Source organism: Citrobacter sp. Cpo089, from assembly GCF_030332695.1.
In the GTDB taxonomy this organism is placed as follows: Bacteria; Pseudomonadota; Gammaproteobacteria; order Enterobacterales; family Enterobacteriaceae; genus Citrobacter; species Citrobacter portucalensis.
Genome location: NZ_JAOWHJ010000038.1, coordinates 1 through 15034 on the forward strand (window position 1 = coordinate 1; position 15034 = coordinate 15034).

The 15034-nt window shown below is 49.5% G+C and carries 11 protein-coding genes; 4 read left to right on the forward strand and 7 right to left on the reverse strand.

Features of this window, described 5'->3' with window-relative positions:
• Positions 1 to 32 precede the first annotated feature (32 nt).
• The 3 genes from OGX92_RS06005 to OGX92_RS06015 form a co-directional block, all read right to left on the reverse strand.
• Positions 33 to 1390 (reverse strand): IS3 family transposase gene (locus OGX92_RS06005; protein ID WP_174785198.1). Its coding sequence is split into 2 segments (ribosomal slippage): positions 33 to 928 and positions 928 to 1390, totalling 1359 coding nucleotides; the frame shifts between segments, so codons are not numbered across the junction.
• 133 nt (positions 1391 to 1523) lie between these two features.
• Complete coding sequence (mscS, locus tag OGX92_RS06010) at positions 1524 to 2402, reverse strand: small-conductance mechanosensitive channel MscS (protein ID WP_286586322.1); 879 nt, start codon at positions 2400 to 2402, stop codon at positions 1524 to 1526.
• Positions 2403 to 2759: 357 nt separating this feature from the next.
• Positions 2760 to 2963, reverse strand: a complete 204-nt coding sequence (locus OGX92_RS06015) for a YfgG family protein (RefSeq protein ID WP_071692595.1) — start codon at positions 2961 to 2963, stop codon at positions 2760 to 2762.
• Positions 2964 to 3313: 350 nt separating this feature from the next.
• Here OGX92_RS06015 and OGX92_RS06020 point away from each other — a divergent pair, with 350 nt between their 5' ends.
• Entirely contained in the window at positions 3314 to 5584 is a 2271-nt protein-coding gene (locus tag OGX92_RS06020; protein WP_003835123.1) for a bifunctional diguanylate cyclase/phosphodiesterase, read from the forward strand.
• Here the strand turns inward: OGX92_RS06020 and ppx are convergent.
• The 4 genes from ppx to purM form a co-directional block, all read right to left on the reverse strand.
• Positions 5564 to 7105, reverse strand: a complete 1542-nt coding sequence (ppx, locus tag OGX92_RS06025) for an exopolyphosphatase (RefSeq protein ID WP_003835121.1) — start codon at positions 7103 to 7105, stop codon at positions 5564 to 5566. The two genes, OGX92_RS06020 and ppx, sit on opposite strands and share 21 nt — an antisense overlap.
• Before the next feature lie 4 nt (positions 7106 to 7109).
• Positions 7110 to 9176, reverse strand: a complete 2067-nt coding sequence (ppk1, locus tag OGX92_RS06030) for a polyphosphate kinase 1 (RefSeq protein WP_032944192.1) — start codon at positions 9174 to 9176, stop codon at positions 7110 to 7112.
• Positions 9177 to 9390: 214 nt separating this feature from the next.
• A complete protein-coding gene (gene purN, locus OGX92_RS06035) occupies positions 9391 to 10032 on the reverse strand; it encodes a phosphoribosylglycinamide formyltransferase (protein WP_003835118.1) in 642 nt (213 codons plus the stop codon).
• Positions 10029 to 11066, reverse strand: coding sequence for a phosphoribosylformylglycinamidine cyclo-ligase (gene purM, locus OGX92_RS06040; RefSeq protein ID WP_003835116.1), 1038 nt, complete (start codon positions 11064 to 11066; stop codon positions 10029 to 10031). Before purM ends, purN begins: the two co-directional genes overlap by 4 nt.
• Before the next feature lie 295 nt (positions 11067 to 11361).
• Here purM and OGX92_RS06045 point away from each other — a divergent pair, with 295 nt between their 5' ends.
• The 3 genes from OGX92_RS06045 to uraA all read left to right on the forward strand — a co-directional run bounded on the left by OGX92_RS06045 (position 11362) and on the right by uraA (position 14988).
• Entirely contained in the window at positions 11362 to 12792 is a 1431-nt protein-coding gene (locus OGX92_RS06045; RefSeq protein WP_286586323.1) for a 6-phospho-beta-glucosidase, read from the forward strand.
• Between the two features lie 183 nt (positions 12793 to 12975).
• Entirely contained in the window at positions 12976 to 13602 is a 627-nt protein-coding gene (upp, locus tag OGX92_RS06050; RefSeq protein WP_003835110.1) for a uracil phosphoribosyltransferase, read from the forward strand.
• A 96-nt stretch (positions 13603 to 13698) separates the two neighbouring features.
• Positions 13699 to 14988 carry a uracil permease gene (gene uraA, locus OGX92_RS06055; RefSeq protein ID WP_003835107.1) on the forward strand — a complete coding sequence of 430 codons (1290 nt, stop codon included), beginning with the start codon at positions 13699 to 13701 and terminating at the stop codon, positions 14986 to 14988.
• The last annotated feature ends 46 nt before the right edge of the window (positions 14989 to 15034 follow it).

A 15034-nucleotide genomic window follows, 5' to 3' on the forward strand; every position in this document is an offset into this window, starting at 1 on the left:
TGAACTGACCCCATAATGTTGGACAGTTTATTTTAAGCGGTTATCTGGGCCTGGGTTCGGTACTCTACCGGACTCAGGCCTTTCAGTTTCTGTTTTATTCTTTCATGGTTGTAATAGTGGATGTAGTCATCGATAGCCATGCGCAACTCGCTGATATTCTTGTGTTCCGTGAGGTAAAAACACTCAGATTTCAGTGTGCCGAAGAAGCTCTCCATCACTGCATTGTCATGACAGTTTCCCTTTCTTGACATGCTCTGTTTTAGACCCGCCTCCTTTAGCCGGTTCTGATAATGCGCCATCTGATATTGCCAGCCCTGATCTGAGTGGAGCAGCGGGTATTCGTTTTTGCCCAGTACAGATATAGCCTTCGACAGCATGTTATCCACCATCGACAGAAGAGGACGGGACTCCATCTGATACGCTACTATTTCTCCGTTATACAGATCCAGAACCGGGGACAGATACAGCTTTTCTCCGCTTATTTTAAATTCCGTGACATCTGTTACCCACTTCTGGTTGGGTTTATCCACACTGAACTGCCGGTTCAGTACATTACCCGCAACTTTCCCATGCCGGCCTTTGTAAGAGTTATATTTCTTCCTTCTGATACAACAGGTTAAATCTAACACCTTCATTAACCTCTGAACCGTTTTATGGTTCAGTAAGCTTCCTTCCCGGCGGCCAGCCAGCGTGATTCGCCTGTATCCATACCGTCCTTTATGTTTATGGAACAGCGTTAAAATATGCTGCTTATCATCGGCATATTTGTCTGGTTTTTTACCGTTGGCCAGTTGCCAGTAGAACGTGCTTCTTGCCAGTCCTGCAGCTTTTAACAAGCGTGCAAGAGGGAACTTCAGCCTTAACTCATTCACGACCTGCGCTTTATCCCGCGTCCTGACGTGCTTCTTTCCCTGAGTAAGGCCTGCAGCTTTTTTAGATATGCCACTTCAGCACGCAGTTGTTCAAGTTCCTCACGTTCATCCGGAGCAAGGGGGGTCTGCAAAGGAGGGACGGGGTGATTCTCAGGGCGTTCTGGCATCGTTTTTTTCCTGCGTCGACTGTCTGTAAGGGCTTCTAATCCCCCTTCATCATACAGTCGTTCCCACTGACTAACAGTGGAAAAGGCAGGGATAGTGAATTTTGCACAGACTTCGCGAACAGACAGCTGGTGTTCACGCATATGCAGGATAACGGACTCTTTAAAAGCAGGAGAATAGGTGAAATGCCGGGTTGTAAGCCCGGCTTCGCCATGGAGCTTCCAGGCGGCAGACCATTTACGAACGGCACTGTGATCGATACCAAAACGTTTTGCAGTCGCCTCCTGTCCTTCCAGCCCGGAAAGATAGTGCTGCACAACCTCAAGCTTGAAGCTGAGAGAATACTTGCTCATAAAAAACTGCACCTTACTTCGTTGGGTGTCCAACTTTTTGGGTGCAGTTCATTTACAGAGGGTTTTTTTATTGCACGCATTTCAGCAAATACTTCAGTAAATACTTCTGGCGTATGTTCTGTCGGATAGTACGCTAATCGACCAGTTGCAGCTGAGGCTGCTGCTGAGGTGCGACATTCTGAATACGCACATCCATCTGTGGATAGGGCAGGTCAATATGGTTGGCGTCCAGCGCCTCTTTAATGTTTTCCAGCAGATCGTAATAGGTGTTCCAGTACTCGATGTTGGGCACCCATACGCGCACGTAAAAATTCAACGCTGAAGCGCCCAGTTCGCCCAGGCGAACGGTTACCCCACGTTGCTTATCGATACGGCTGTCCTGCTCGATAATGTGATTAATAACTTGCTTAACCTCTGCAATCCGACTCTGATAACCCACGCCAATCACCAGATCGATACGGCGAAAAGGATGACGGGAATAGTTAATGATGTTGTCAGCGATGATCTTACCGTTTGGAATCACCACTTCTTTGCTGTCCGCGGTGAGCAGGGTGGTAGAGAAGATGTGCACCTTTTCTACTGTTCCGGTGACTGCACCAATCTGCACTACTTCCCCTGCGCGAAAAGGCCGCAGGGAAACCAACAGCACGCCAGTGGCAAAGTTGGAAAGCGATCCTTGTAGCGCGAGACCAATAGCCAGTCCGGCGGCGCCGATGACGGCAATAATGGAGGATGTTTCAATGCCGACGCGACCCAACGCAGCGACGACGAAAAAAGCGAGGGTGATGTAACGTACCAGCGCGGTGAAGAACTGAATGATGGTTCTGTCGACTTTACGTTTAAGCAGTAACTTTTCCAGCCCACGAGAGAGCAGGCGAGCGATAAATTTACCGACAAACAATAAGATCACGGCGGCAACGATATTCCAGCCGAATTGAATGACCGCATCACTGTGCCCGGCGACCCACTCAAGACCGCTTCTTATCTTTGGAAATAATAAAAAACCACTCATGGCATTACCCTGTAGTATTTAAAAATGATAACAATTCAAATAACTATTTAATTTTCATGCGAAATATAAATGCTTGCGTCAGTGATATTTGCTGGTGATATTAATTAGCGTTTATTTGAGCACTATTTGTCTTTTTATGTCCGCTAAACCGGAACGTAAAAATCAGCGCGAATGGTGCGGCGAAGTGGGATGAAAAGATTGTGCATTTGTGCGAAAAATACGGCCGATTATCTGATAATTAAGCGAGAGAGGGGGGGTAAAGTTCATCACTCAAATCCCTTACCGGATGGTTAAATGTCAGGCGATTAGCCATCCGGTAAGGAATCTTAATGCTGGGGGTATCACAGGCGCGAGCGATCAATGTACGTCGATTTGTGCAGAAGATGTCTGTTGCGGCTGAGTAGTCTGCTGAGATTCTTTTTTGTCCTGGTGGTGATGCCACGCACCAATGGCGGAGTAGACGAAGCGTCCGAAGAAGAAGAGAAAGCTGATAAGCAGTACGATCCGGATCATGCGACTGTTAAATCGGTGTCGTTTGCGTAGGCTGGTAACCTGGCTCACAAAAGGTTCCTTGTAGTGTACCCAACTGAGGGCGATACTCACATTAAGGCACACTGAGAGGAAATGGTCAATTCTTCCTTATGTAAAATTGCTTCAGTTGTTTTATCTTCTTATGTTATGGAAATTAATATTATTATTTGCATGAATAATGTATTAACGATAAAAAATAATGAAAAGAGTAATAATTGATGAATGAGGGGCATGTTTTTTGATATGTATCAAGCATCACACTTTGCTGACAACTAAAATCGATGAATCATTGTGATGTATTTTACTTTATCGTTTTAAAGTCAGGTGGGATGCCTGTCTGAATACCCCCTACAGGATGTGCGGGATTCTACTGAGCATCTATGAAACTCAATAAAAATTATATTGGTATTAGAGATAGATGGTGGGCATTACCTCTCATCTTACCTTCTTTGTTGTTGCCTATATTGAGCACTGCCACTACCTATGCCCATATTAGTACGGGGACAGTAATTCTTTTCTACCTGCCGTTAGCGCTGATGATTAGCCTGATGCTTTTTTTTGGCTGGGCGGCATTGCCAGGTATTATCATTTCCATTATCTGGTACAAATATCCGCAGGTCGGGTTATTTGAAACACTTTCAATAATTTCGCACTTTATAGTTACAATCGTGCTTAGCTGGGGAGGATATAAAGTATTTTCTCCCCGACGAAACAACGTTTCCCACGGCGACTCTCATCTGTTGTTTCAGCGTATGTTCTGGCAAGTCTTCTGCCCGGCTACGCTGTTTCTGATACTCTTTCAGTTTGCCGCATTTGTGGGTGTTTATGAAAGCAAATCTGGCATGGTGGGCGTTATGCCCTTCAATACAGGCACATTGATCAACTATCAGTCCATACTCGCAGGGAATCTTGTAGGTGTGCCGCTGTGTTATTTCATCATTCGAACAATTCGCAACCCCTTGCATCTGAGAGGCTATTTTTCTCAGTTAAAGCAGCAGTTTGATACCAAAGTGACTAAAACAGAGTTTGCGGTCTGGTTGATTATATTGACTGTGTTAATGGCAATGTTGTGTATGCCGCTCAATGAACAAAGCTCAATATTCAGCACGAATTATACATTGTCACTGTTACTTCCCGTCATGCTGTGGGGGGCAATGCGTTACGGTTATAAATTTATTTCGTTGATATGGGCGGTCGTACTTATTACCGCAATTCATTATTATCAGCGCTATATGCCATGGTATTCGGGTTACGATACGCAGCTTGCCATTACCTCATCAAGTTATCTGGTTTTTTCCTTCATCGTGAATTTCATTGCTGTCCTGGCAACGCGTCAACGTTTTGTTACCCGGCGCAACCATCGCCTGGCCTTCTTTGACCCTATGGTGCATATTCCGAATTTGCGCGCTTTGAACCGGGATTTGAAAAACTCGCCATGGTCAGTGCTTTGCTTTTTGGGGGTTCCGGGCATGGAGCTGCTGGTGAAAAATTACGGCATTATGCTGCGTATCCAGTACAAGCAAAAACTGGCTCAGTGGATAACACCGTTGCTTGAACAGGATGAGCATGTCTATCAATTATCGGGTAATGATCTAATCCTGCGTTTTAACACTGAGCTACACCAGGAACGCATTGAAGCACTGGACAGGCATATCAAGCAGTTTCGTTTTGTCTGGGACGGTATGCCTTTGCAACCGCAGGTTGGGATCAGCTTTTGCTATGTCCGTTCTCCTGTTAACCATATCTATTTGTTGCTGGGAGAGTTAAGTACCATTGCCGAATTATCGCTGGCAACCAATTCACCAGAGAATTTGCAGCGGCGTGGTGTGATGCACCTGCAACGTGACCTGAAAGATAAAGTTGCGATGATGAACCGTATTCAGCAGGCGCTGGAGAACAATCGCTTTTTCCTGAAGGCGCAGCCGATTTTTGGTGTGCGTGGAGACGTTTATCACGAAATCCTGCTGCGGCTTGAGGGGGATGACGGTGAAACTATTGCCCCTGATAGCTTCTTGCCGGTAGCCCATGAGTTTGGTTTGTCCTCCCGTATCGATCTGTGGGTGATTGAAAATACGCTGAAATTTATGGCGCAGAATCGGGAAAAAATGCCCGCCCACCGGTTTGCTATCAACTTATCACCCACCTCAGTATGTCGCGCGCGACTTCCTAATGACATCAATCAGTTACTGAATAAGTACAAGGTTGAAGCATGGCAACTTATCTTTGAAGTGACGGAAAGCAATGCCTTGACCAATGCGGAACAGGCACAGGCAACGTTGCTGCAACTGCAATCACTGGGCTGTCAGATTGCGATTGATGATTTTGGTACTGGATATGCCAGCTATGCGCGGCTGAAAAATGTGAATGCCGATATCCTGAAAATTGACGGTAGCTTTATTCGCAATATTGTTTCGAACAGCCTCGACTACCAAATCGTGGCCTCTATTTGCCATCTGGCGCGGATGAAAAGAATGCTGGTGGTTGCGGAGTACGTCGAAAGCGAGGAAATACGCAGTGCGGTGATTTCGCTGGGGATTGATTACATGCAGGGGTATCTGATTGGTAAGCCACTGCCGTTGAATGAAACTCTGGAAAAGCAGGTGCCAGATGAACTGACACCTGCTGAGATCTTATGCGGCGATATCGGGTGAGCTCTCTTCTTCAATTTTGAGTCGCCAGCCTGTTACGGCTTCCCAGTATTGCTGCTCTTTCTCCAGATCGAGCAGCACCAGCGCATTTTGGCTAAACCAGTCATGCGGGAAGCGTAAGGTCCAGTGGCTGTCGTCGGTTATCAGGGTCAAAGTCGGCGGCGTGGTGGTCGCCTGACGCTGATTATTCAATAGCACGCCCAGGCGCAGCAGCTGAATTAACGGCAGAAACTGTTTCTTCTTAAACAGCGTAAAGCGGGGCAAGTCGTCGAGCTTAATCGCTTTGCGATGATAACGAACTAATGTTGCCATCATCAGCTGTTGTTCCTGATTGAAACCAGGTAGATCGCTGTTTTGTAAGATATACGCAGAGTGGCGATGCAGACCGCTGTGGTTGATGTTCAGCCCAACCTCATGCAGCATTGCTGCCCAACGCAGTAACGCTTCCAGTTGGGGATTGGCCAGCTTTGGCTGCTGCGTATGCCACTGGTCGTACATTTGCATCGTCGTTTCCAGTACGCGCCGGGCCTGTTCGCTGTCAATGTTGTACTGGTTTGCCAGGCTGCTGGCGGTACGGCTACGAACGTCCTGGTGGCGAAAACGGCCTTCCATCTCGTACAGCACGCCTTCACGTAACGCACCATCAGAAAGGCGAAGTTCGCGAATAGCTAACGCGTCAAAAACGCCGCACAGAATCGCGAGTCCGGGTACAAACACTGCTTTTCTTTCTTCTGACAACCCCGGCAAGCTGAGCGCATCAAATGACGCGTGCTTCAGCACTTCAGATGTCAGCTTGTCCAGACGTTCGGGGGTGATAAAACCGTCTTTTTCACCCATCTCCAGCAGCACTTCATGGGCTGCTTTAATGGTGCCCGATGCGCCCAGCGCAACGTTCCAGCCCTGAATGCGAAACTGCCAGGTTAAGGTTTCGAGCTTTTGCGCAGCCGCCATGCGGGCACGCTGGAAATTTTCACGGTTAATTACACCGCCTGGGAAATACATCTGAGCAAAACTGACGCAGCCCATGCGGCGGCTTTCGACCAGTTTAGGCTCGAAATCCTCGCCGATCACTAATTCGGTTGAGCCGCCGCCGATATCGATAACCAGCTTGCGACCTTTTTCCGGCTGCGTATGTTCAACGCCCATAAAGATCAATCGGGCTTCTTCGTTGCCGGAAATAATCTCAATTGGGTAGGGGATGACTTTTTCCGCTCGCTTGAGAAAATCAGTCGCATTCAGTGCCTGACGCAAAGTATGGGTTCCCACGATACATACGCTTGATGGAGGAAACCCCTGCAAACGTTCGGCGAACAGTGATAAACAGCTTAGCCCGCGCTCCATGGCCTCTTCGCTCAGCTTGTTATCTTCGCCGAGACCATCCGCCAGATGTACGCGTTGTTTCAGTCGCCCAATAATTTGCATTGCGCCATCAACCACGCGGGCAATGACCATATGGAAACTGTTTGAACCAAGGTCGACCGCAGCAAATTCCTGCGGTCGTGGAGTCTTGTCGTGTATTGGCATATCTTTAGTCAGGTTGCTCGAGTGATTTGATGTAATCGTAAATCGCCAATTGTGACTGAACCTTACGGCGGTTTCCGCGCGGTACGTAGCGATTACTCAGTTCTTTATCAATAAAGCGGGCTTTCACCGTGTCGCTGAACAGGATATCGATAATATCCAGCACGCGTTGCTTAAGGCGCGGGTCAAGAAGCGGTGTGGCAACTTCGATACGATAGTCGATGTTTCTTGTCATCCAGTCAGCGGAGGAGAGATACACCTGCTTGTCACCCCCGTTCTCGAAGATATAGACCCGGTCATGTTCAAGATAGCGATCAACGATGCTGATAACGCGAATATTGTCGCTGATACCTTCCAGATTCGGGATGAGCGAGCACATTCCGCGAATCAACAAATTGACCGGCACGCCTGAACTTGAGGCCGCATAGAGGCGGTCAACCAGACCTTTATCGACCAGGTTATTCAGTTTTAGCGTAATGCCGGAAGGCAGTCCTTGCTGCGCGTTGGCGATTTCTTTGTCGATCATTGCGTACAGCAGACGGCGTGAGTTCTGCGGGGAAACCAGCAGATAATCGAACGTCACCGGGCGATACGGATTCTCGATGAAGTTAAACACCCGACGCACTTCGTTGGTAATGCGCGAATCTGCGGTCAGCAATGAGTAGTCGGTATACAGGCGTGCCGTTTTTTCGTTGAAGTTCCCCGTCCCGATATGCGCATAGCGCACGACTTCATCACCTTCTTTACGCGAGATAAGGAACAGTTTGGCGTGAATTTTCAGGCCTGGCGCGGAGAAGATGACGTGAACGCCTGCTTCGGTTAGACGCTTGGCCCAATGGATGTTGGCTTCTTCATCGAAGCGGGCCTGCAATTCCACCACCACGGTGACTTTCTTACCGTTGTGCGCGGCATGGATCATTGAATCAATAATGCGTGAATCTTTTGCCACACGGTAGATGTTGATCTTTATAGCCAGCACGCTCGGGTCGAAAGAGGCCTGGCGCAGCAGTTCAAGAACGTGCTCAAAGGTGTGATAGGGGTAATACAGCAGCACGTCGCGTTCACGAACGGCGTCAAAGCCGTTACGAAACTTCTCGTTGTCGAACCAGATATGGCGCAGACGCGGCAGCGGTTTGTTCACCAGGTTAGCTTTGCCAACGTTAGGGAAGTTAATAAAGTCTTTGAAGTTATGGTAACGCCCGCCGGGAACAATCGAGTCGTAGCGAGAAATCGTCAGTTTTTCACGCAGTACTTCGACCAGCGCATTGGGCATGTCACGCTGATAGACAAAACGTACAGGTTCTGCGGTCAGACGCTGTTTCAGGCTGGATGACATCAGCTCCATCAGGCTCGATTCCATCTCATGCACCAAATCGTATTCGGCGTCACGGGTCATTTTCATCGAATAGGCGTTCAGTGCGTCGTAGTCAAAGAACCCTTTGAAAATGTCGTCAAGGCAGTAACGTAAGATGTTGTCCAGCAGGATCATCGGTTTGCGACGGCGCGGGGTTTCCGGCGGCAGATTCACAAAACGGGGAACCTTGTCGGAAGGGATTTCCAGCAGCGCGTAGCGTATCGTATCACCACGGATAATTTCTACCGCCAGATAGGTGTAGTCATCTTTTAAAAACTGGACTAAATCCGTCTCGCGGTTAATCAGGATCGGCGTGATGTGCTGGCGAAGATATTGCTTGAAGTAATGACGCAACCAGCTTTGCTGATTGACCGACAACTGGCGTTCGTTGATTAAGAAAATCTGATTGCGCGCCATTTCCAACAGCAACTCGTTGTACAGGCCGTCAAATTCCTGATCGGCTTTTAATACGCGGGCCTGGATTTTGCCTAGCAAATGGCGGGAGTGAGAGTTTGAACCCTGTTCTTCGCTAATAATGATTCGGCGCTTCAGTTCGGCAAAACGAACCTTATAAAACTCGTCGAGATTATTGGAATAGATGCCTAAGAAACGCATCCGTTCGATCAACGGGTTTGACTTATCAGCAGCTTCCTGGAGTACACGTTCGTTGAACGCTAACCAGCTGAGTTCTTTCTCGATGTATAGCTTTTCCTGACCCATTACCACTTTTACTCCGTTTCATTCACGGGACACTACCGATTTATTATGGCGAGCATTGCTCTCAGATGTCCAACTGTGCCAGAAAAATATGACAATAAACCGTCTGATAGCAAAGAGAAAGGGGGAGCGTAGATGAATACCGGTAGTATTAACCGGAAAAGGTAGTTATGCCTGTAGACCGGATGGTGAGATCCGGCTTACAGGTTGAATTTTATTATTCGTCGGCGGCGTAGCCTTGTGGCGGCAGACGAACGCCGTCCAGCCATGCAGCGTTATCACGCATCTTCAGGCGACCATCGGTAAACCAGCTTACCACCAGTGGGTAAATGGTATGCTCCTGAGCCTGGACTCGTGCCGTGACATCATCTTCGCTGTCGCCTTCAAATACCGGAACCTTGGCCTGGAGAATAACCGGTCCGCCGTCCAGTTCATCGGTGACGAAGTGGACGGAGGTGCCATGTTCTTCATCGCCGTTTTCCAGAACCTGACGGTGCGTGTGCAGGCCGGGATATTTCGGCAATAAAGACGGGTGGATATTCAGCAATCGTTCAGCATAGTGAGCGACAAACGCCGGGCTGAGGATGCGCATATAACCGGCCAGCACCACGACATCGGGTGCATAGGCGTCAATCTCTTGAATCAGTTGGCGGTCGAATGCTTCGCGACTGGCAAACTGGGCGGCTTCCAGCGAGTGCGCCGGAATATTCGCTTCGCGTGCGCGTTCAAGGCCGAACGCATCGGCCTTGTTACTGAATACTGCACGTATGGTGCCATTGATTTTTTTCTGTTCGCAGGCGTCGATTATCGCCTGCAAATTGCTTCCGTTGCCGGAAATGAGCACCACAATGTTTTTCATTCAATGACCACACGCTGTTCGGAATCAGATGCTTTGATGATACCGATTTTCCAGGCGTTTTCACCTTTCTCATTGAGCAAAGCAAGGGCTTTGTCCACTTCCGGAGCTGGCAGGACGATAACCATACCTACACCGCAGTTAAAGGTGCGATACATCTCATGCTGGCTGACGTTACCCGCCGTTTGCAGCCAGTTGAAGACGGCTGGCCACTGCCATGAAGATTCGTCGATCACTGCCTGCGTGTTGTCCGGCAGAACGCGCGGAATATTTTCCCAGAAGCCGCCGCCGGTCAGGTGGGCAATGGCGTGCACATCAACCTTCTCGATCAGTTCCAGAATGGATTTCACGTAAATGCGGGTAGGGGCCAGTAAGTGATCGGCCAGCGGCTTGCCTTCAAGCTCGGTGGTTTCTGGGTCACAACCGCTGACTTCTACAATTTTACGCACCAGAGAGTAACCGTTGGAGTGCGGGCCGCTGGAGCCGAGCGCAATCAGTACGTCACCGTCAGCCACTTTTGAACCGTCGATAATCTCTGATTTTTCGACGACGCCAACGCAGAAACCTGCCACGTCGTAATCTTCGCCGTGGTACATCCCCGGCATTTCAGCTGTTTCCCCACCGACCAGCGCGCAGCCAGACTGCAGGCAGCCTTCGGCAATCCCGTTAATGACGCTGGCTGCGGTGTCCACATCCAGTTTGCCGGTCGCATAGTAGTCGAGGAAGAACAGCGGCTCAGCGCCCTGAACCACGAGGTCGTTGACGCACATTGCGACGAGGTCAATGCCGATAGTGTCGTGGCGTTTCAGATCCATCGCCAGACGCAGTTTTGTACCAACGCCATCAGTGCCGGAAACCAGTACCGGTTCACGATATTTTTGCGGCAATGCGCACAGCGCACCGAAGCCACCCAGACCACCCATAACTTCCGGACGACGCGTTTTCTTTACTACGCCTTTGATTCGATCAACCAGAGCATTACCTGCATCAATATCAACACCGGCATCTTTGTAGCTAAGAGAGGTTTTATCGGTCACTGCCTGCTTCCCCACATGTTTACTTGCAGTAAAAGTTAAATTCGGCGCAATTCTAACAGGGAAAGCAAACGTTTGCGAGCCTGCTCTGCATCAAGTTTTATCTGCTGGTTTTTTCAGCATCTTACAATCATTTATCTATATGTTTGAGCTGCGCCACGAAAATGAAACCGGGTACAGTCTTGTGCTTGAATCCTGTTAGCCGAATGCACAGTATCGTACTGAAACCGGTTTCTGTTTTCTGTTGCAGACCTCATCAACAGCGTTTTGCGCAGAGTCATCATGATAGGGGAAGGGTATGTCAGGATTTAAAGCAGATTTCATGTGGGGTGGCGCTGTCGCCGCTCATCAACTGGAAGGTGGCTGGCAGGAGGGCGGAAAAGGTATTAGCGTTGCCGATGTCATGACCGCGGGAGCGCATGGTGTGGCGCGTGAGATTACCGACGGTGTGATTGCCGGTAAAAATTACCCTAACCACGAGGCCATCGATTTTTATCATCGCTATAAAGACGACATAAAGCTGTTTGCCGAAATGGGGTTTAAATGTTTTCGCACCTCTATTGCCTGGACGCGTATTTTCCCCTTAGGCGATGAAGAACAACCCAATGAGGCTGGCCTACAGTTCTATGATGACCTGTTTGACGAATGCCTGAAATATGGCATTGAGCCGGTGATTACGCTGTCGCATTTTGAGATGCCTTACCATCTGGTGATGGAGTACGGCGGCTGGCGCAACCGCAAGCTTATCGATTTCTTTGTCCGTTTTGCCAGGGGGGTATTCACTCGTTACCAGCACAAAGTGAAGTACTGGATGACGTTTAATGAGATTAACAACCAGGCAAATTATCACGAAGATTTCGCGCCCTTTACTAACTCAGGTCTGAAATACCAGCCCGGCGAAGACCGCGAGCCGGTCATGTACCAGGCGGCGCACTATGAGCTGGTGGCAAGCGCGCTGGCGGTAAAGGTCGCGCGTGAGATTAACCCGGAATTACAGATAGGGTGCATGATTGCCATGTGTCCAATCTATCCGCTGACCTGCGCGCCAGACGATATGATGATGGCGATGAATGCCATGCACAGGCGTTACTGGTTTACCGACGTCCATGTGCGCGGCAAATACCCGCAGCATCTTCTCAACTACTTTGCCCGTCGTGGCTTTGAACTGGATATCACCGAGGAAGACCGTCAGGCGCTGAACGAGGGCTGCGTTGATTACATCGGCTTTAGCTATTATATGTCTTTCGCAACCCAGGCTACGGCGGACAACCCACAGCTGGATTACGACGAGTCGAAAAGCCTGGTTTCCAACCCGTACGTGCAGAAATCGGACTGGGGCTGGCAGATTGACCCTGTCGGCCTGCGCTATTCACTAAACTGGTTCTGGGATCATTATCAGTTGCCACTATTTATTGTGGAGAATGGATTTGGCGCCATTGATGTGCGCGAGGACGATGGTACAGTTAACGACCAGTACCGTATCGACTACCTTGCCGCCCACATACGTGAGATGAAAAAAGCGGTGGTGGAAGATGGCGTGGATCTGATGGGATATACCCCGTGGGGCTGCATTGATTTAGTCTCGGCCGGGACGGGAGAGATGAAAAAACGCTACGGGTTTATCTATGTCGATAAAAATAATGATGGTAGCGGGACATTAACTCGCTCACCTAAAAAATCTTTTTCATGGTATCAAAAAGTCATCCAGACCAATGCTGAATATCTTTAAAATTCATAGCATTGACAGCTAGCCCCGCCATCAGTGCGGGGCTTGTTTTATACTCATCATTCAGACGCAAATGACTTTGGTTGATCCATATCAAGCGTATGCAGTGTTGCGCCAGAGAGGAAAAGCGGTATAATCCGGCGATTTTTTTTGTGGTTGCCATTCGTCTGAGGAAAGGAGAAGAGTATGAAGATCGTGGAAGTCAAACACCCACTCGTCAAACACAAGCTGGGACTGATGCGTGAAAACGACATCAGCACTAAACGCTTTCGTGAACTCGCCTCGGAAGTTGGCAGCCTGCTGACTTATGAAGCAACCGCTGGTCTGGAAACCGAAAAGGTGACCATTGAAGGCTGGAACGGTCCAGTTGAAGTTGACCAAATCAAAGGCAAAAAAATCACCGTTGTGCCTATCCTGCGTGCGGGCCTGGGCATGATGGAAGGTGTTCTGGAAAACGTTCCGAGCGCGCGTATCAGCGTTGTTGGTATGTACCGTAACGAAGAGACGCTGGAGCCGGTTCCTTATTTCCAGAAGCTGGTTTCTAACATCGATGAGCGTATGGCGCTGATCGTTGACCCAATGCTGGCAACCGGCGGCTCTGTTATCGCCACTATCGATCTGCTGAAAAATGCAGGCTGCACCAGCATTAAAGTGCTGGTCCTGGTTGCGGCACCGGAAGGTATCGCGGCACTGGAAAAAGCGCACCCGGATGTGGAGCTGTACACCGCCTCCATCGATCAGGGACTGAACGAGCACGGATACATTATTCCGGGGCTCGGCGATGCCGGCGATAAGATTTTTGGTACTAAGTAAACGAATAAGTGAAAAGAAGCCGACTTTAAGAGTCGGCTTTTTTTTGAATAAAACAACCCAATGGCTAATAACAAACAACACTCAGAGGAAAACACTATGACGCGCCGTGCTATCGGGGTGAGTGAAAGACCGCCGCTTTTACAGACAATCCCGCTTAGTTTGCAGCACCTGTTCGCCATGTTTGGCGCAACGGTGCTGGTGCCAGTCCTGTTCCACATCAACCCAGCTACCGTTCTGCTGTTTAACGGCATTGGTACGTTGCTGTATCTCTTTATTTGTAAGGGTAAAATTCCCGCATATCTGGGTTCCAGCTTTGCCTTTATTTCCCCGGTACTGCTGCTGCTGCCGTTAGGGTATGAAGTGGCGCTGGGCGGTTTCATTATGTGTGGCGTCCTGTTCTGCCTGGTTTCTTTCATTGTTAAGAAGGCAGGAACCGGCTGGCTGGATGTCATGTTCCCGCCTGCGGCGATGGGCGCAATCGTTGCCGTCATCGGTCTGGAGCTGGCTGGCGTTGCTGCGGGTATGGCGGGGTTACTGCCTGCTGAGGGGCAATTACCGGATTCAAAAACCATCATCATTTCTATGGTAACGCTGGCGGTAACGGTCTTTGGTTCCGTATTGTTCCGCGGTTTTATGGCGATTATCCCGATTCTGATCGGGGTGCTGGCCGGTTATGCGCTCTCCTTCGTGATGGGCGTTGTGGACACTACGCCGATTGCGCAGGCCCACTGGTTCGCGCTGCCGACGTTTTACACGCCGCGTTTTGAATGGGTTGCCATTCTGACCATCCTGCCAGCAGCGCTGGTGGTCATCGCTGAACACGTCGGGCACCTGGTGGTAACGGCAAATATCGTGAAAAAAGATTTGATTCGCGATCCTGGCCTGCATCGTTCTATGTTTGCCAACGGTCTGTCTACGGTAATCTCTGGTTTCTTCGGCTCTACGCCGAACACCACGTACGGCGAAAACATCGGCGTAATGGCGATCACCCGCGTTTACAGTACCTGGGTTATCGGCGGTGCGGCAATTTTCGCCATTCTGCTCTCCTGCGTGGGTAAACTGGCTGCAGCGATCCAAATCATTCCACTGCCGGTTATGGGCGGCGTATCGCTGCTGCTGTACGGTGTGATTGGTGCTTCTGGTATTCGCGTACTGATCGAGTCGAAGGTTGACTATAACAAGGCGCAGAACCTGATCCTGACCTCGGTTATTTTGATCATCGGCGTAAGTGGCGCGAAAGTTCACATCGGTGCCGCAGAGCTGAAAGGCATGGCGCTGGCGACCATCGTTGGTGTCTGTCTGAGCCTGATTTTCAAAGTTATCAGCCTGCTGCGTCCGGAAGAAGTCGTGCTTGACGCGAAAGATGCAGACAGTCCGCAACAGTAAATCTCTGATCGGGCGGCAACGCTGCCCGGTTCTATCGCGACGTATT

Coding starts and splice junctions, on each gene's coding strand:
- OGX92_RS06045 (WP_286586323.1), top strand. CDS start 11,362: ATGTCAGGATTTAAAGCAGATTTCATGTGGGGTGGCGCTGTCGCCGCT.
- ppx (WP_003835121.1), bottom strand. CDS start 7,105: ATGCCAATACACGACAAGACTCCACGACCGCAGGAATTTGCTGCGGTC.
- ppk1 (WP_032944192.1), bottom strand. CDS start 9,176: ATGGGTCAGGAAAAGCTATACATCGAGAAAGAACTCAGCTGGTTAGCG.
- mscS (WP_286586322.1), bottom strand. CDS start 2,402: ATGAGTGGTTTTTTATTATTTCCAAAGATAAGAAGCGGTCTTGAGTGG.
- OGX92_RS06020 (WP_003835123.1), top strand. CDS start 3,314: ATGAAACTCAATAAAAATTATATTGGTATTAGAGATAGATGGTGGGCA.
- purN (WP_003835118.1), bottom strand. CDS start 10,032: ATGAAAAACATTGTGGTGCTCATTTCCGGCAACGGAAGCAATTTGCAG.
- upp (WP_003835110.1), top strand. CDS start 12,976: ATGAAGATCGTGGAAGTCAAACACCCACTCGTCAAACACAAGCTGGGA.
- uraA (WP_003835107.1), top strand. CDS start 13,699: ATGACGCGCCGTGCTATCGGGGTGAGTGAAAGACCGCCGCTTTTACAG.